The organism is Planococcus antarcticus DSM 14505, from assembly GCF_001687565.2.
Lineage (GTDB): Bacteria > Bacillota > Bacilli > Bacillales_A > Planococcaceae > Planococcus > Planococcus antarcticus.
Window position 1 is genome coordinate 234821 of record NZ_CP016534.2, and the last position, 17122, is coordinate 251942.

19 protein-coding genes are annotated in these 17122 nt (G+C 44.5%); 13 read left to right on the forward strand and 6 right to left on the reverse strand.

Going from position 1 to position 17122, the window contains the following annotated elements:
* Positions 1–19 precede the first annotated feature (19 nt).
* The 9 genes from BBH88_RS01275 (at position 20) to BBH88_RS01315 (ending at position 7112) form a co-directional block, all read left to right on the forward strand.
* The gene (locus tag BBH88_RS01275; RefSeq protein WP_006828102.1) at positions 20–370 is read left to right on the forward strand and encodes a PilZ domain-containing protein; all 351 of its coding nucleotides are present in this window, start codon (positions 20–22) and stop codon (positions 368–370) included.
* A 151-nt stretch (positions 371–521) separates the two neighbouring features.
* A complete protein-coding gene (locus BBH88_RS01280) occupies positions 522–1295 on the forward strand; it encodes a hypothetical protein (protein WP_065536272.1) in 774 nt (257 codons plus the stop codon).
* Between the two features lie 18 nt (positions 1296–1313).
* Positions 1314–2012, forward strand: coding sequence for an HAD family hydrolase (locus BBH88_RS01285; RefSeq protein WP_006828104.1), 699 nt, complete (start codon positions 1314–1316; stop codon positions 2010–2012).
* 7 nt (positions 2013–2019) lie between these two features.
* Positions 2020–2484: a hypothetical protein gene (locus tag BBH88_RS01290; RefSeq protein WP_006828105.1), complete on the forward strand. Its 465-nt coding sequence runs from the start codon at positions 2020–2022 to the stop codon at positions 2482–2484.
* A gap of 258 nt (positions 2485–2742) precedes the next feature.
* Positions 2743–3567, forward strand: a complete 825-nt coding sequence (locus BBH88_RS01295) for a transporter substrate-binding domain-containing protein (protein ID WP_006828106.1) — start codon at positions 2743–2745, stop codon at positions 3565–3567.
* Between the two features lie 169 nt (positions 3568–3736).
* Positions 3737–4891, forward strand: a complete 1155-nt coding sequence (locus BBH88_RS01300) for a saccharopine dehydrogenase family protein (protein WP_065536271.1) — start codon at positions 3737–3739, stop codon at positions 4889–4891.
* Positions 4892–4930: 39 nt separating this feature from the next.
* Positions 4931–5587 carry an amino acid ABC transporter permease gene (locus BBH88_RS01305; protein WP_006828108.1) on the forward strand — a complete coding sequence of 219 codons (657 nt, stop codon included), beginning with the start codon at positions 4931–4933 and terminating at the stop codon, positions 5585–5587.
* A 74-nt stretch (positions 5588–5661) separates the two neighbouring features.
* Positions 5662–6420, forward strand: a complete 759-nt coding sequence (locus BBH88_RS01310) for an amino acid ABC transporter ATP-binding protein (protein WP_006828109.1) — start codon at positions 5662–5664, stop codon at positions 6418–6420.
* 62 nt (positions 6421–6482) lie between these two features.
* Positions 6483–7112, forward strand: coding sequence for an NUDIX hydrolase (locus BBH88_RS01315; protein WP_006828110.1), 630 nt, complete (start codon positions 6483–6485; stop codon positions 7110–7112).
* Positions 7113–7213: 101 nt separating this feature from the next.
* Here BBH88_RS01315 and BBH88_RS01320 read toward each other — a convergent pair whose 3' ends face one another.
* Positions 7214–7585, reverse strand: coding sequence for a DUF3899 domain-containing protein (locus tag BBH88_RS01320; RefSeq protein ID WP_040851624.1), 372 nt, complete (start codon positions 7583–7585; stop codon positions 7214–7216).
* Between the two features lie 135 nt (positions 7586–7720).
* On the opposite strand from BBH88_RS01320, the gene BBH88_RS01325 reads away from it, so the two are divergent.
* The 4 genes from BBH88_RS01325 to BBH88_RS01340 all read left to right on the forward strand — a co-directional run bounded on the left by BBH88_RS01325 (position 7721) and on the right by BBH88_RS01340 (position 12500).
* Complete coding sequence (locus BBH88_RS01325; RefSeq protein ID WP_065536270.1) at positions 7721–9364, forward strand: peptide ABC transporter substrate-binding protein; 1644 nt, start codon at positions 7721–7723, stop codon at positions 9362–9364.
* Positions 9365–9471: 107 nt separating this feature from the next.
* The gene (locus tag BBH88_RS01330) at positions 9472–10401 is read left to right on the forward strand and encodes an ABC transporter permease (protein WP_006828113.1); all 930 of its coding nucleotides are present in this window, start codon (positions 9472–9474) and stop codon (positions 10399–10401) included.
* Positions 10398–11456, forward strand: a complete 1059-nt coding sequence (gene opp3C, locus BBH88_RS01335) for an oligopeptide ABC transporter permease (protein ID WP_065536269.1) — start codon at positions 10398–10400, stop codon at positions 11454–11456. Before BBH88_RS01330 ends, opp3C begins: the two co-directional genes overlap by 4 nt.
* Before the next feature lie 12 nt (positions 11457–11468).
* Complete coding sequence (locus tag BBH88_RS01340; RefSeq protein ID WP_006828115.1) at positions 11469–12500, forward strand: ABC transporter ATP-binding protein; 1032 nt, start codon at positions 11469–11471, stop codon at positions 12498–12500.
* 54 nt (positions 12501–12554) lie between these two features.
* Here the strand turns inward: BBH88_RS01340 and BBH88_RS01345 are convergent, their stop codons facing one another.
* From BBH88_RS01345 to pxpB, 5 genes are read right to left on the reverse strand one after another with little or no spacing between them, the layout of a single operon-like run.
* Positions 12555–13346, reverse strand: a complete 792-nt coding sequence (locus BBH88_RS01345) for a putative hydro-lyase (RefSeq protein ID WP_065536268.1) — start codon at positions 13344–13346, stop codon at positions 12555–12557.
* A 13-nt stretch (positions 13347–13359) separates the two neighbouring features.
* Entirely contained in the window at positions 13360–14565 is a 1206-nt protein-coding gene (locus BBH88_RS01350) for an NRAMP family divalent metal transporter (RefSeq protein ID WP_065536267.1), read from the reverse strand.
* 21 nt (positions 14566–14586) lie between these two features.
* Entirely contained in the window at positions 14587–15357 is a 771-nt protein-coding gene (locus tag BBH88_RS01355) for a LamB/YcsF family protein (protein WP_006828116.1), read from the reverse strand.
* Entirely contained in the window at positions 15354–16331 is a 978-nt protein-coding gene (locus BBH88_RS01360) for a 5-oxoprolinase subunit C family protein (RefSeq protein WP_006828117.1), read from the reverse strand. The genes BBH88_RS01355 and BBH88_RS01360 overlap by 4 nt, the downstream gene beginning before the upstream one ends.
* Positions 16315–17013 carry a 5-oxoprolinase subunit PxpB gene (pxpB, locus tag BBH88_RS01365; RefSeq protein WP_006828118.1) on the reverse strand — a complete coding sequence of 233 codons (699 nt, stop codon included), beginning with the start codon at positions 17011–17013 and terminating at the stop codon, positions 16315–16317. The genes BBH88_RS01360 and pxpB overlap by 17 nt, the downstream gene beginning before the upstream one ends.
* Positions 17014–17122 lie beyond the last annotated feature (109 nt).

Sequence of the window (17122 nt, forward strand, 5' to 3'; positions counted from 1 at the left end):
TAAGGATGGAGAGGGCGAAATGTCAGAAAATCGTCGTGAATTTTTTCGAGTTAATTTCAATCAAGCTTTGAATGGGAAGATTTCCATTTATGGAGGCAATTTTTTGCCAGTCGAAATTTATGATGTCAGCGCCGGAGGGTTAGTGTTTTCTTCTGCACTTGATATTCCTTTGGGAGAAAGCGTGCGTTGCAGCTTTGAAATTTTAGACAGCGCTTTCTTACTAGAAGGGTCTATTGTCCGGAAAGCAACAGGGGTAGATATAGTGGATTGCGGAGTTGAATTTTCTGTAGATCAAGGAACATCTTCAGAGTTATTCAAGCAACTGAATCACTACCAAATCCGCCAGCGAAAAAGTTTTCTATCTGAATAGCTTCATGACTTCATGAAAAAGAGCGGGCCCCGGGGCTTGCTTTTTTTCTGTCTAAAGCAGCTGAATAGCTTAAGTTCTTTTGTTATAAGAAGGATTTTCTAAAGAAAAAAGAGAAGTAGTAGCCAGAAGAAAAAAAGAGAAGGTGGAGAAGATGAAAGCACCGGAAGAAATTCTTGCCGTTTGGCAGCAGTTTGACAATTTTCCGATGGAGACTTTGACCAAAGCTTGGTATTACCAGCGGTCGGGCGAACAAAAACAGCGCGGTGTAGAGCTGATGAAACAGCATCACGACCAATACGGCATCACTGGAAATTGTTTTGATCTGGCGATTTGGCTACTGACAGCTTTTGATAGAGCGGGCGTAAAAGCCTACCCGGTAGGTAGCGGGCTCGGAACGGAACAGGCCCATGCAGCGATCATGGCTGAAGATCAGAATGGACGCAGGTTCCTGTGCGATTTAGGCGACCAGTGGATCCAGCCGATTCTGGTTGAAGTGGGCAGCCCCGAATTCAAAAGCGGCAGACTGGCAGGTTTTTTTCCTGGAGCGGAAGTTCAGGTAAAACCCGCGGATAAAGGAATCGAAGTCAGTTATTACCGGCCGAATGGAAAACAGTCAGATCAGGTTTATACGATAGAACCGGTTGAGCGCGCGGATTTTTTAGAGGCGGCTGAATATTCCCAGCACCATATCCACCCGGAGCCGCTCGTTGAGGTTCGGTTGCAGCTCCAAGGCGAAACGGTCCATTGGGAGTTCGACAATTGGAAAAGTTTTTTAAGTACCAGCACGGGACTTTATCCTGATGATCCGATTAAAACACTGGAGGATTGGGTAGAAAGAATTCAAGTGAAAACACAGTATGATAAAGAATTTCTACTAGAGTCTTTAGGATTTTACCAGAAGCTGAATCTGAGTAGTAAGGAATGAAGAGATAGGAGAAATGGAATGATCAAAGCTATTATTTTTGATTTGGATGGCACTTTATTAGACCGTGATAGTTCACTGTTTTCATTTGTAGATGACCAGTACAACCGGCTAGCCAGACACGTACAGCATATTCCGAAAGATCTTTTTATCAAACGGTTTATCGAATTGGATGCCAAAGGCTATGTCTGGAAAGACCGAGTCTATCAGCAGTTAATTAAAGAGTTGGGGATTAGAGGGATAGAGTGGCAAACCATGCTGGCTGACTACGTAGCAAACTTTAAAAATCATTGCCTACCGTTTCCAGATTTGACCGTCATGCTCGAAAACTTGTCCCAACAGTCTTTCCGCTTAGGAATGATCACAAACGGCAGAGGGCAATTTCAGCTGGACAGTATTTTGGCCTTGGAAATCAAAGATTATTTTGAAGAAATTCTGATTTCCGAATGGGAAGGGATGGCCAAACCTGATGCGGCTATTTTCCATAAAGCGCTGGCAAGTTTGGGTGTTTCTGCTAGTGAAGCTATCTATATCGGAGATCATCCGAAAAATGATATACAAGCCGCAAAGTTAATTGGCATGAAAACCATCTGGAAAAAAGACGGGCACTGGAGCTGCTTGGATGCAGACGGAGAAATTGACGGTTTAAAGGAAATCGCTGAATGGGTTGAACGCTTAAATACAGAGAAAGAAATGTTTGAGAAAGAAAAGGGCAGGTGAAGGATGCATGGAACTCAAAACGCAATTGCAGTTTGAACTTACCGAATTCGCAGAGGATGGGGAATCGGAGCGTATACCGGCTACTGGGAACTATGAGTATTGGCTCTTGTTGATGGAATATTTTCTAGCTAAATCCGATGCCTTTGAAATCTATTGCTTTGATGACGAAACGAAAACAATTGAAGAGCTCACATCCGGCTTGCCCGGATTGTTCGACATCAAGGGAAAACAAGGGATGACCATTTTTTCTGGTCTTCTGACGCTGGACATTGCTGAATTCCTTATGACCCGGCACGTCAGCAGAAAGAAGAAGCTGAAGTGGTTTTCAATTTTCTTAAGTAGAGGAGAGCGACATATTTTTTCCTCGGAACATTGGGGCACTGAATTTTTCGTTCCAGATATTACAACAGAAGACTTGCTGTTCATCAAGCATGTCGCACCTGACGACGTGATATTTAACCAATATGAATAAAACAAAAACTTCCATGATTTGATTGCTGGAAGTTTTTTATTTTTGTGCAAAATATTCTTAAAAATCTGAAATTTTATTGACTTTATCTTCTTATAAGACAATAATAGGGAGAGCAATCGCTTCTATAATATGGAAATAAACAGTGTGATTGTCATGAATAATTATATCCATGAATAAATTTATTAACTGAAAGTGTTCAATTTTTTTGCTTGAGAAATGATTGGGAACCATAACAAATTTGAAGGTGGAGGAATGAAAATGAAGAAAACTGCAATAAGCGCTATTATTCTCTTATTTATTTTTGGTCTGCTAGCAGCTTGCGGATCTGAAGACACGGCAGAAACAACTGCTGCGGGTGAAGCAGAAGGAAAGTCTGGTGGAGTACTTGAACGGATGGAAGAATCGAAAGAATTGAATGTAGCATTTGAAGGTACCTATCCACCTTTTAATTTCATTGATGAAAATGATGAATTCCAAGGATTCGATGTCGACATCTCCAATGAAATTGCAGAACGCTTAGGTGTAGAAGCTAACTTTATCGCGACCAAATGGGACGGCTTGATCGGTGGTTTGAAAGCCGATAAGTTCGATATCATCATTGGTCAAATGACAGTAACAGAAGAACGGAAAAAGAGTGTCGATTTTACAGATCCCTATGTTATTTCAGGATCGGTACTGGTAACACGTGAAGAAACAGATGATATTACAAAATTAGAAGACATTAAAGGAAAGAATGTTGGGGTTGGCGGTGGAACCACTTTTGAGGAAGTGGCAAACAGCGTGGACGGAGCAGAAGTTAAATTGTATAAGGCAGTTGGCGACTATATTCAAGATTTAACGAATAAGCGACTAGATGTCATCATCAATGATCAATTGCTGATCAGCTACAATATTAAGGAACAAAATCTTCCGATTAAAATTTCCAGCGATATTTTAAATAAAGATGAAATTGGCATGGCCGTCAACAAAGGAAATGAAGACTTTATTGAACAGGTTAATGCTGCTTTAAGTGAAATGAAAGAAGACGGAACATATGCTGAAATCTATAAAAAATGGTTTGGCACAGAACCGTTAGAAAGTTAATTTTTTTATTATTTAAGTTGACCTAATGATTTTCGCTTATCGATATTCCGCAAACCAGCTTCACTTCGGACCCACATCCTGGAGGCTCAAAGCGTCCGTCTAGAGAGATTTCTGCGTCTCTGATTCTGTTCTTTATTCGCACAAGCGCCATAAGTGAGGGGGGGGAGAAATGCATATCTTCGTTTTAGGAACAGGCATGATTGGCACTACGGTCGTAACAGAATTAGCTAAATATGCAGGTGCAGAAACCATTACAGCTGTCGATATCAATCAAGCAAGCATTGATAAATGTTTGGCTATCGCTGATAATCCGCGAGTGATTGGTAAAGTGGCAGCATTAGCGACAGAAGGCGATATTGCCGAAGTGCTAAAGGGTGCTGACCTAGCAATAGGATGCCTTCCCCACTCGTTAAGCATTCCAGCGATAAAAGCAGCAATTTCTTCGAAATGTCATTTGGTTGATTTGGTAGGATCTCACTTTCCGGAAAAACTGGCGCTGCATGAACAAGCACGGCAAGCGGGGGTCCTAATCGTCCCGGGCTGCGGAGTCGCACCGGGCATCACTAACTTTTTGGCTGCACAAGGAATTGAATTATTGGACAGAGCGAAAGAAGCGATGCTGGCTTGTGGTGGAATTCCGAGATATCCGGATCCACCTTTAGGGTATCAAGTCGTCTACCGTCTGGAGAGTCTACTGGGACTTTATACAAAACCCGCAACTATTATTCGAAATGGAGAAATTGTGGAATTGGTTCCGCTATCCGATTTAGCAGACATGACATTTCCCGCCCCAGTCGGGTTATGTGAAACGGTTATCACAGACGCTCATAGCACTGCTTTTATGTTGCAAGGGAAAGTCGAAAATTTGATAGAGCGAACTATCCGGTATCCAGGACATTGGGACAAGATGAGGGTTTTGAGTGAATTAGGATTTCTTGACGAAACCCCAGTCTCCATTAAAGACATGGAACTCAGTCCAAAGTTGTTTGCGGAGAAAATCCTGGCACCGAAAATGTCTGGCCATTCAATAGAGGACATCACAGTCTTAAGAGTAGAAGTAAGTGGAGTCAAGCAAGGCAGGCAGACAAAACATACGTGGGAAATGATTGATTTATACGATCATGAACGAAAAATAACGTCGATGGCTAAAACAACTGCTATCCCAGCGTTGCTGATTTCACAATGGATTGTAGACAAAAAAATAACAGAGACAGGCGTTATTCCAATCGAAAGTTTAATCGTTCGGGAGCGATTCCAGCCTTTTTTAACTGAATTGAGCCATTTAGGGATTGAGATTGAGTATAAAGAAGAAATTTTCGATTAAAGGGAATAGCGTTTTACTTCTTGTCTAATGGGAGGATTTATGGATTTTACAATTATTATTGATTCATTGCCATCGTTGCTCACAGCGACAGGGATGACGATTTTCCTTGCTGCCATCTCGATCTTGATTGCTTTAGTTATCGGGTTTCTTACGGCCATCATTCGTATTCTAAAAGTAAAAGTGTTAAATGAAATCGCCAATGTCTATGTTTCTTTGATGCGCGGGACTCCACTATTGGTGCAGATTTTTGTTATTTATTATGGGCTGCCTCAGGTAGGCATCGCGCTAGATCCCATTTCATCAGGTATTTTAGCGCTCAGTTTAAATGCGGGTGCTTATTTATCAGAATCGTTCCGAGCGTCGATTTTAGCAGTGGATAATGGACAAATGGAAGCCTCTATGTCAATGGGGATGACTTATCCGCAGGCTTTAAAGCGAATTATTCTTCCGCAAAGCTTGCGGATTGCCATTCCGACACTATCCAATTCATTTATTGTCTTGATCAAAGATACTTCTCTGGTTTCGGTCATTACGGTTACAGAACTATTGCAGATGTCGAGCCTGATTATTGCGAAAACATTCGAGCCGTTGACCATCTATTTAGTGGCTGCAGCGATTTATTGGATATTGATTTCGTTTTTCACAAAATTATTGGATCGTTTGGAAGTTCGATCATCCAAGTACTTGGTTAGATAAAAAATCATTCAGCAAGAAAGTCTTCCTTCGGCTGTCAGTGGGAGAAGGGTGTATAAAAGGAGATTGATTGGCAAATGATAAAAGTTACCGGACTGGTAAAAAATTTCGGATCCAACGAAGTTCTGAAAGGCATCGATTTAAGTATCAATAAGAGCGAAGTGGTTGTCATTATGGGGCCAAGTGGATCAGGAAAATCGACTTTGCTGCGTTGCTTGAATTTTTTGGAAGAACCGACTGAAGGACTTATTCAAGTGGGGGAATATGAAGTAAAAGCAGGTGGTAAAATCGATCGCCACCGGAAAAAAGTGATCAGGGAATTGCGCAAAAAAACAGGTTTTGTTTTTCAATCATTTAATTTATTTCCTCATAAAACAGCTATGGAAAATGTTATGGAAGGGCCTATTGCCATCCACGGAAAAGCTCCTGAAGAAGCGAAGGCAATTGCAGCAGGATTGCTGGCAAAGGTGGGATTAGCAGAGCGAGCTGATCATTACCCGGCGCAGTTGTCCGGTGGTCAGCAACAAAGGGTAGCGATTGCCCGCTCTCTTGCTTTGGACCCCCTAGTGATGCTGTTTGATGAACCGACTTCAGCACTCGATCCAGAGCTGGTGAGAGAAGTACTATTGGTCATCAAAAGTTTAGCAGAAGAAGGAATGACGATGGTTATTGTCACCCATGAAATGAACTTTGCGAAAGAAGTGGCTGACCGCGTGGTTTTCATGGATGAAGGACTCATAGTCGAACAAGGCACGTCACAGCAAGTCTTTGAAGATCCGAAAGAAGAGCGGACAAAGCAGTTTTTATCAAAAGTGGAAGCGATCGTCGCAGATTAAAACGAACCGGCCGGGTAGAAGGCCGGTTTTTTTGTTATGCTACAAGAAAAAGGAGCACAGATATGGAGACGGAAAAACTGCGCATTTACGATGAACAGGGTAGACAGCAAGGCATAGCCGATCGGAAAGAAGTACATGAAAAGGGTTATTGGCATGAAACATTTCACTGCTGGATAGCAGGACGGCAAAACAATAGAGATGTCGTTTATCTTCAGCTGCGAAGCAAAGAGAAGAAGGACTTTCCAGGACTTTTTGATATTACGGCAGCGGGTCATTTATTGACGGATGAAACGGTCGAAGACGGCATCCGGGAAGTTCGGGAAGAGCTTGGCATTCAAGTGGACTTAGCCGACTTGACGTACATTGGGATGATTAAAGATCAAATCGTGTTGTCGGATTTTTTCGATAATGAGCGCTGCCACTGCTTTTTATACAAGGATCTAAAGAACCTTGACCATAGGTTTGAGTTGCAACTGGAAGAAGTATCCGGTATGGGAAAGCTTGATTTTGAAGCATTGGCTGATTTATATACTGGAAAAAAAGAAAGAGCAGACCTTGAAGGCTTTGAAATAGCAGAGGATGGCAGCAGAAAAACTTTTGAAAAGGCCATTGGCTTAGAAGACCTGGTTCCGCACAGCGCGGGATATTTAAAAGAGATCTTTGGACAGATTAGACGGGAGTTAAAGGGATGAGTTCATCAAATCAATCCTCGCTAATGAAATCCGGTAGTTGTATCTATTGAAACGGCAATGCCCTATCACAGGGGGTTGCCGTTTTTTGATTTCAACTCTTTCTAATTCAAATAATGCAGTGCCGAAGATATTAGCAGGCTGCCTATACAAAAAAACAGGCCAACCTGCAGAAATGAACTGCGGTTTGGAAATTCTTTGCGATAATCCAACGGTTCAACCGACCGTTTTTCGCTTTCGCGGATCAGCTGGTCTTTTTTATTTACTTTTGCAAAAAAGTTTCGGGTGCTTTTTAAGAAAGCTGTAAAAAATTGCCCTTCGATCAAAACCATGACGCAATAAACCATAATCAGCAAAAGTCCGATCAAAAATAAAGCATCAAACCAGTTTGTCAGAGACCACTGCCTGTATAGGAAGAAAGACAAAATGAACGAACTTCCTAACGAAATAAATAATAAAATACCTTTAAAATTCATGGAGATGGGTCCTTTCTTTATGCATTTAAAGATTACCATGAAATTTATATATTTGAAAATTTAAACATCTTGTTGCCAAATTTTACAATAACACTTATGATAAGAAAGAATAATCAATTAATTGGGGGTAGAAAAATGGAGAGAAAGAGAAAAACGCAGATTTTCATGATTATGATTGCATTTGTTTTATTCTTATCGGGATGCAACTTTAATTCTTCAGAAAGCTCAAGCGAAGACAACGCAGCAGCAGAAGGAGAAGCTGGGCAAGTATTGAACATTTCAACTACAGCTGATATTCCTACTTTAGACTCGACAAAAGCGCATGATGGCATCGCCTTTACGGTATTGAATAACGTCAACGAAGGGCTTTACCGTCAGGATGAAAACCATGAACCGATTGAAGCTTTAGTAACCGAACATACAGAAAGCGAGGACCAAAGCGTCCATACATTCACATTGCGTGACTCTAACTGGAGTAACGGAGAGCCAGTTACCGCACAAGACTTTGAATATGCTTGGAAGCGCGTCATGAAAGATGCGAGTCCCTATAACTTCATGTTCGTAACAGCAGGTATTAAAAATGCTGAAGCGATCATGAACGAAGAAATGGATGCAGAAGAGCTGGGAGTCAAAGCGATTGATGAAAAAACATTGGAAGTTACGCTGGATGCAGCGAACCCATTGTTCCAGTCATTGATGACCTTCCCAACCTTCCTGCCTCAAAACCAGAAGTTTGTTGAAGAGCAAGGCGACCAATACGCGTTGGAAGCAGAAAACATCCTGTTCAACGGACCTTTCACATTGGTTGACTGGACTCACGACCAAGGCTGGAAATATGAAAAGAACGAAGATTATTGGGATGCAGAAACAGTCAAGTTAGATGCAGTTAACGCTTACGTAGTCAAAGATCCGGCAGCAGGCATCAACTTATACGAAACGAACAAAGTAGACCGTATTGTCTTAAGTTCAGAGGCAGTTGACCAAAACAAAGATGACGAGAACTTTGAAACGATTCTGGAGCCGGAAATCATTTTCCTTCGCTTTAACCATAACCACCCGGTATTGGGCAATAAAAACATTCGCCAAGCAGTTAATATGGCAATCGACAAAGAAAGTTTAACAGATGTTATTTTGAAAAATGGCTCCACTGCATTAAATGGTGTGGTTCCAGAAGGGTTCTTTAACTCACCATCAGGCGAAGATTTCCGTGACTTGAACGGAGATTTCAACACTGGAACAGTTGAAGAGGCCCAAGCGCTTTGGGAAACTGGCTTGGAGGAAACTGGAGCAACAGAAGTAACGGTCTCCATCAACATTGCAGATTCTGAAGACCATAAAAAAGTGGCTGAGTACATCCAGGCACAATTGGAAGACAATCTACCAGGCTTCAAATTGGACATCAAAGCGGTTCCGTTCGCACAGCGTCTGGAAATTGAAAAAGCGGTTGACTACGACTTGTCTCTATCTTCATGGGGACCGGATTACAGCGATCCGATGACTTACTTGGACATGTGGTTGGAAGGCGGATCAGCTAACCGCATGGATTATTCAAATGCCGAATTGGAAGAATTGGTATCAGCAGCAAGAACTGAAACGGACCTTGAAAAACGTTACCAGATGCTGCTAGACATTGAGAAAATTCTGCTGGAAGAAGATGCAGCGATTGTGCCACTTTACCAAGAAGGTGCAGCTGTCTTGATGAGAAGCAAAATTAAAAATCTATTGGTTCATCCAACAGGAGCTTCTTTCTCTTATAAATGGGTGACGATCGAAGAATAAAACAGGTGTGCAGCTTAAAGGTACGAGGGTGTAGCCGTTTGACGGGCGCCCTCGTATTTTTCATCAAGAAGATAAATTCACCCTACAGAAAGAACTGAGGTGTTCGCATGAAACGTTATTTATTGCAGCGGATTGGCTTTATGCTTATTACGCTTTTCATTATTGTGACAGCGACTTTTTTCTTGATGCAGTTATTACCCGGTACGCCGTTTACCAATCCGGAAAAATTGACGGATAGTCAATTGGTGATCTTGAATGCCAAATACGGATTGGATCAACCGGTCGCTATTCAATACATAAAGTATATTGGGAATTTGCTTCAAGGCGATTTGGGTTATTCGTTCCAGTATGAAGGACGAACCGTTACCAGCATGATTAGCGATCGAATCGGCCCATCGGCATTTATCGGGCTGCAGGCTTTGGTTATTGGGGCAATCATCGGACTGGTTCTAGGAATCGTTTCTGCGCTGAGACATAATTCTATTTTGGATTACGGCTCGGTGACATTGGCCGTTTTGGGAATGTCGATTCCGTCTTTCGTGTTTGCGGCGTTGCTGCAATACTACGTGGGCGTGAAGTTGGAATGGCTACCTGTCGCTTTGTGGGAAGGGTATTCTAGTACGCTGTTGCCATCCATTGCTTTATCGGTGACGGTGACGGCTACAGTTGCCCGATTTATCCGCAGTGAAATGCTTGAAGTAATCGGCCAGGATTATATCATTACTGCCAGAGCAAAAGGATTGAAGGAACAGCAGGTCATAGTCAAGCACGTTATCCGCAATGCGCTGATTCCGGTTGTCACGATGCTTGGACCACTTGCAGTGTCGATCATGACGGGAACTTTGGTCATCGAAAAAATATTTGCAGTACCAGGACTGGGCGAGCAGTTTACTTTGTCGATTCTTGTATTGGATTACAGCGTCATTATGGGAATCACTATTTTTTATAGCGCTTTGTTCATTTTTGTGGTCTTTGTTGTGGATATCATTTACAGCTTCCTAGATCCACGCATCAATTATAAGGGGGAATCAGCATGACTGGAAATACACCAAAACTTCCCCCACATCAAGATTTGCAGGTGCAAAACCAATATGCCTATGATGAAATTCCAGCAGACTTGTTTGTAAAAGCGCCGCTGGATCAACGAAAAAGTGAAGAAATCAGTACGCCGTCGGTTTCCTTTTGGAAAGAGGCATTTCAGCGGCTCATCAAAAACAAAGGAGCTATGATTTCATTGGTCATGCTCGTTCTGTTGATTGTTTTGGCGCTAATTGGACCGAGCATGAACGAATTTTCCTATCGTGAACAGAATTTGGTTCATTCCAATATGCCGCCGAAAGTTCAGGGCTTGGAATGGCTGGGCTTTAATGGCCAAGATTCACAAGGCGTGAATCAATATGCAGAGCGGGATGTCCAGATCAATTATTGGTTTGGAACTGATGAATTTGGCCGCGATCTTTGGACACGTGTTTGGAAAGGTACCCAGATTTCGCTGTTCATCGCCTTAGTGGCAGCCTTTTTGGATCTAGTAATCGGCGTCATTTATGGGGGAATCTCTTCTTTTTACGGAGGGCGCATTGATAATGTCATGCAGCGAATCATTGAAGTTCTCATGGGGATTCCGAACTTGATTGTTATCATCCTGTTCATCCTGGTGCTAGAGCCGGGCATTACGTCCATTATTTTGGCGATGGTCATCACCGGTTGGGTTGGAATGGCGCGTGTGGTACGAGGGCAAGTGCTGCAGTTGAAGGGCCAGGAATTTGTTCTGGCTTCACGGACACTTGGTGCTTCGAATCCAAGGCTGATTTCAAAGCATCTGTTGCCGAATGTTATGGGGCCAATTATCGTGACAGTCATGTTCACCATTCCGACTGCTATTTTCTTTGAAGCGTTTCTGAGCTTTATCGGTCTTGGTTTGCAGGCGCCTCTGGCATCGCTTGGCGTATTGATCGAAGACGGGTATAAATCGATGCGTTACTTCCCATATAAATTGATTTTCCCGGCTTTGGTCATCAGCATCATCATGATATCCTTCAATCTGCTAGGCGACGGACTGCGCGATGCACTAGATCCGAAAATGAGAAAATAGGGGAGGCCCACCATGAGCAAAACCATTTTGACAGTCGATAATTTGCATGTAGCGTTTAAAACCCAAGCCGGTAAACTGACAGCTGTGCGCGGCGTGAACTTTGAATTGGAAAAAGGAGAAACATTGGCCATCGTTGGAGAATCGGGATCGGGCAAATCGGTCACCGCTAAATCCATTATGCAGTTGTTGCCAGCCGCCACTACCGAAGTGACGAAAGGCGACATTGTCTATAACGGCGAAAGTTTGTTAAAGATGTCCAAGCGGCAGGTCACTAATCTGCGCGGATCGGAAATTTCGATGGTCTTTCAGGATCCGATGACCTCACTAAATCCGACAATGAAAGTTGGCAAACAAATCATGGAAGGCGTTCAGCGCCATGAGCAGGTGACAAAAGCGCAAGCACGCGAGCGAGCGTTGGAAATGCTTAAATTGGTCGGGATTCCACAGGCGGAAAAACGGCTCGACAACTATCCTCACCAGTTTTCCGGGGGAATGAGGCAACGCGTAGTCATCGCACTGGCACTTGCCTGCAACCCGAAAGTGCTGATTGCAGATGAACCGACCACGGCTCTGGATGTCACTATCCAAGCGCAGATACTTGATTTGATGAGGGATTTGCAAAAGAAGACGGATACCGCCATTATTTTAATCACACATGACCTGGGCGTGGTCGCCAATATGGCCGATCGCGTAGCAGTGATGTATGGTGGCAAAATCGTCGAGCAGGGAACACTAGATGAGATCTTCTACAATCCTCAGCATCCATATACGTTGGGATTGCTGCAATCTATGCCCAAGCTGAATGAAGACCGGGGACAGCCATTGCAACCAATTGCCGGCTCACCACCCAATCTCGCAACTCTTGGAGAAGGCTGTGCGTTTGCTGCGAGATGTCCGCATGCGATGACGGTATGCCATACGTATACACCGCGTGATACGGTTTCGGAAACAGGGCATTCTGTGGCTTGCTGGCTTCAAGACTCTCGCGTGCCCGCATCGCCGGATAAGGCTGAATTTGTGGGAGCAGGCAATTCTCCAAATTAAACGATGCCATAAAAAACCAGTAAGGCCAAAACTCGGCTTTACTGGTTTTTGTGTTTAAATTACACTGATTTCTTCGGTTTTCAAATCTGTGATGAACATATGACCAGGAGCATGGGTGATCATGATTTCTGGTTTGACATGCATGGCAATTGCCTGTGGCGTGACGCCGCAAGCCCAAAAAACGGGAACTTCGCCTTCTTTGATGGTCACCCGGTCTCCAAAATCAGGTTGGCTTAAATTGTGGATGCCAATACCCTCGGGGTTGCCGATATGCACCGGAGCTCCGTGGACGCTTGGAAAACGGCTCGTCACCTGTATGGCGCGGATAACGTCTTTTTCTGGCATTGGCCGCATGCTGACTACGGTGGGACCTTCAAAGCGCCCTGCTTTTACTGCAGGTATTGAAGTCTTGTACATTGGGACATTGCAATGCTCTTCATTATGGCGGATGGGAATGGCGTTATTGCTCAGTGCTTCTTCAAACGTAAAGCTGCAGCCAATCAAAAAACCGACCATGTCATCTGTCCATAAATCGTTAATCTGATTCCTTTCTTCCGTCAATATGCCATTCCGAAACACACGATATTTAGGGAGGTCGGTGCGCAGGTCTGCGGTTGGTGCCGATAGAGCCGGTGCAAACGAGCCAGCTTCTGTGACATCGATCAACGGACAGAATTTCGGATTGCGCTGACAAAAAAGAAGAAATTCAAACGCCATCTCTTTCGGCAGTACAGCAAGATTAGCCTGAATAAAGCCATTGGCCAAGCCTGAAGTTGGCTTCTGCCAATCGCCGTGCCGGATTAGCTCCCGGATTGCATTGGGAGATTGCAGGGCAGTAGTATCCATTTAACTTCACTCCTTATTCGAATAATGCCGGAATTCCGTTCATCAACGTATAAATCCCCATCCATGACATAGCAACCACGATGATGACGCCAAAAATAGTCATCCACAAAGGGTGCTTGTAGTCGCCGACGATTTTCACTTTATGCGCAGCGATCAGCATAACGCCGAGTGCAATCGGTAGGATTAAGCCGTTCACTGATCCGACAAGTATCAATATCAGCACAGGCTGGCCAATGATGACAAAAACGGATGTTGAGATGACGATAAAGCTGATAATCAGCAAGCGGTTGTATTTTTCAAGAACCGGGCTGAAGGAGCGGATGAACGAAACGGACGTGTAGGCTGCACCGACAACAGACGTTACAGCGGCTGCCCACATTACGATACCAAAAATTTTATAGCCGACGTTGCCGGCAGCCAATTGGAAGACGGAAGCGGGCGGATTGGCCGGGTCCAGAGCAATTCCTTGGGAAACGACACCCAGAACCGCGAGAAACAGAATAATGCGCATGAGTGATGCAATTCCGATGGCGTAAATCGAGCTTTTTGTTACTTCCGGTAAGGCCTCTCTGCCTGTTAGCCCTGCGTCGATCAGGCGGTGTCCGCCAGCAAAGGTTATATATCCGCCGACCGTCCCGCCAACTAGTGTGACAATAGCAAAGATATTAATGGTATCCGGCACGAATGTTTTCGCAATCGCTTCACCAACAGGAGGCTGGGCAGTAATCATGACGTATATTGTCAATCCGATCATAACAAAGCCGAGAATTTGCGCGAAACGGTCCATCGCTCGTCCGGCTTCTTTAACAATGAATATGCCGATGGCGAGCAAGCCGCTTAAAATAGCTCCGATTTTCGGATCGATTCCGAACAGTACATTTGTACCGAGCCCTGCACCGCCAATGTTACCGATATTAAAAGCAAGACCGCCCATGACTACTAAAAAGGCGAGGAAATAACCCAGGCCCGGCAGGACATCATTGGCAATATCCTGGGCACGTTTGCCGGATACTGCAATGATGCGCCAAATGTTCGTTTGGGCACCGATATCAATGATAATGGAGATTAAAATCACAAAGCCGAAGGAAGCCAATAAGGTTTCCGTGAAAACCGTTGTTTGTGTTAAAAATCCAGGTCCGATAGCTGAGGTGGCCATCAGGAAGGCAGCTCCAAGCAGGACGCTGTGGTTGGTGTTTTTCATCTTTTTCGCATTCTTCATTAAAACCCTCCTTGGCATGTGTTAGACGAATTCGCCTACTTTGATAATACCGATATCGGCTCCTTGCAACGATTTTGAAATCTGGATGGCAAAATCAAGTGCATGGACGCCATCTCCGTGGATACAGACGGTTTCTGCCTGCAGCTGTGCATCTCCGTTTTCAACAGTAGCTACTTTGTTTTCCTTGACCATGCGAATAACTTGGTCGATGGCGATTCGGGAATCGGTGATCAATGCATTGCTTTGGGTCCGTGGCGTCAATGAGCCGTCTTTTTGATAGGTCCGGTCAGAAAATACTTCATTGGCTGTCCGCAGTCCTATTTTCTCTCCTGCTTTGATAATTTCACTGCCTGACAGTCCAAACAGGACCAACTCTGGGTCGATTCTATAGATGGCTTCCGCAATGGCTTCTGATAAGGCTACATTTTTGACTGCCATATTGTAGAGAGCACCGTGTGCTTTAACATGTTGCAAGTGTCCGCCTTCAGCTTTAACAAAGCCTGATAAAGCGCCGATCTGATAAACGACCAAATCATAGGCTTCTTGAGGAGACAAGGCGATGTTGCGGCGACCAAAGCCTACTAAGTCCTGTAGCCCCGGATGAGCCCCAATACCGACGTTTTTCTCGAGCGCCAGTTTGACGGTTTTGCGCATGGTCGCCGGGTCGCCTGCATGAAAGCCGCAGGCAATGTTCGCTGATGTTACGTAATCGAGTATTTCCTCATCATTGCCCATCTTGTAGGCGCCAAAGCTTTCTCCCATATCGCAGTTCAAATCTACTTTATAGCTCATGTCCATTCCTCCCATTTTAATTGGATCGCAGCTCCTATTTTTTGAATTGACTGTTCCTGCTCGATCAAGCGCTGTTGTGCATCTGCAAGAGAGATTTCTTTGAAACGTAGTCGTTGCCCTTGTTTTAACTGGCTAATGAGCGGCAGGTCGACAGATATAATTTGTCCGATTTTCGGATAGCCGCCTGTTGTTTGGCGATCTGCAAGCAGAACAATCGGATTGCCATCCGCTGGAACTTGAACAGAACCGAAAGCAACTGCTTCTGAAATCAATTCCGCGGGGGTTTCCAGGGATAGTTTGGAGCCTTCCAATCGGTATCCCATGCGGTCTGAATTGGAGGAAACGGTAAAAGCTTTACTGAATATCCGTTTTTTGCTGTCTCTATCGAATAAATCGAATTGCCTTCCCGGCATCATCCGGATCACCGGTTCTTCGAAATAACGCGCAGGCGGAAGCAGCCAATCAAACTCATTTTCGATTTTCTGCTGCAATGCTTGTTGTTGCTTGGTGACTTGGCCAACAGCAAGCTCGTCGCCTTTTTCCAAAGAACGTCCTTGAAAGCCGCCGATTCCTGCGCGCAAATAAGTGGACCTACTGCCCATTACTTTCGGTACATCAATACCACCGGCAATTGCCAAGTAGCAGCGGGCACCCACGCGAGGCTTACCAAACGTCAGGGTGCTGCCTTTAGTAACTTTGAGCATTCGCCACGTTCGCACGACATCGCCGTCCACTTTGGGACTCAGGTCTCCGCCGCATAAAGCGATGAGTGCATCTTCATGGAATTCAATAACAGGGCCCACTAGTGTGATTTCAAGAGTTGCCGCCTGTTCGCTATTGCCGACCAATAAATTGGCTAGGCGGTGTGCGAAAGGATCCATGGCGCCGCTGGCAATGACGCCGTATTTCTGGAAGCCGGTCCGACCCAAGTCCTGGACAGTGGTCTGCAGTCCGCCTTTAAGCATTTTTAGCATCTGGATTTTCCTCCCATACGTTATAGTCATCTTCTGAAATTTCCTTGAAAATAACCTTGTCGCCTGCCCGCAGGAGACTCGGAATATCGTTTTCAGGAAGAAATAGTCGAATCGGCGTTCTGCCAATCAATTGCCAACCACCAGGAGTTTCAATCGGATAAACGCCGGTTTGCATGCCGGCAATGCCGACTGTCCGTTCTGGAATCCGTATACGGGGTGAATCGCGCCGAGGCGCTGCAATTTTTCCAGACATGCCACCGATAAAAGGGAAGCCGGGTGCAAAGCCAATCATGTGGACCGAATAATTGCCGGAAGTATGGATATCGATGACTTCGCGTGGAGTCAGCTTGTTATGCTGCGCCACAAATTCCAGATCGGGACCGAACTCTCCGCCGTAGCAGACCGGAATTTCAACGGTTCTGGATTCAGCAGGAATGTCGTCACCTAGATGGATCAGAAGGCTCTCCAGTTCCATTTTTACTCCTTCGTATGCTGCCAGACAAGGATCATAAAAGACGGCTACCGTTGCAAAAGTAGGAATAAATTCAATCATCCATTCAGGCTGCCGGCTTTCCAGTAAGGCTGATACTTTTCTAACTGCTTGCTCAGTTTGTTCGTTGATTTTATTGCCAAGCTCGATGACAATTGCCTGGTCACCAAGTGGCGAAAAAAGAGTATCCATCTCCAACCCTCCATACACAGACTATTCTTGCTTATTGTTAATTAGTATAAAGCTTTTAAAAGTATTTTGTATCGTTTGGAAAGTATTTCAGCTCGTGTAGAAAGTAATT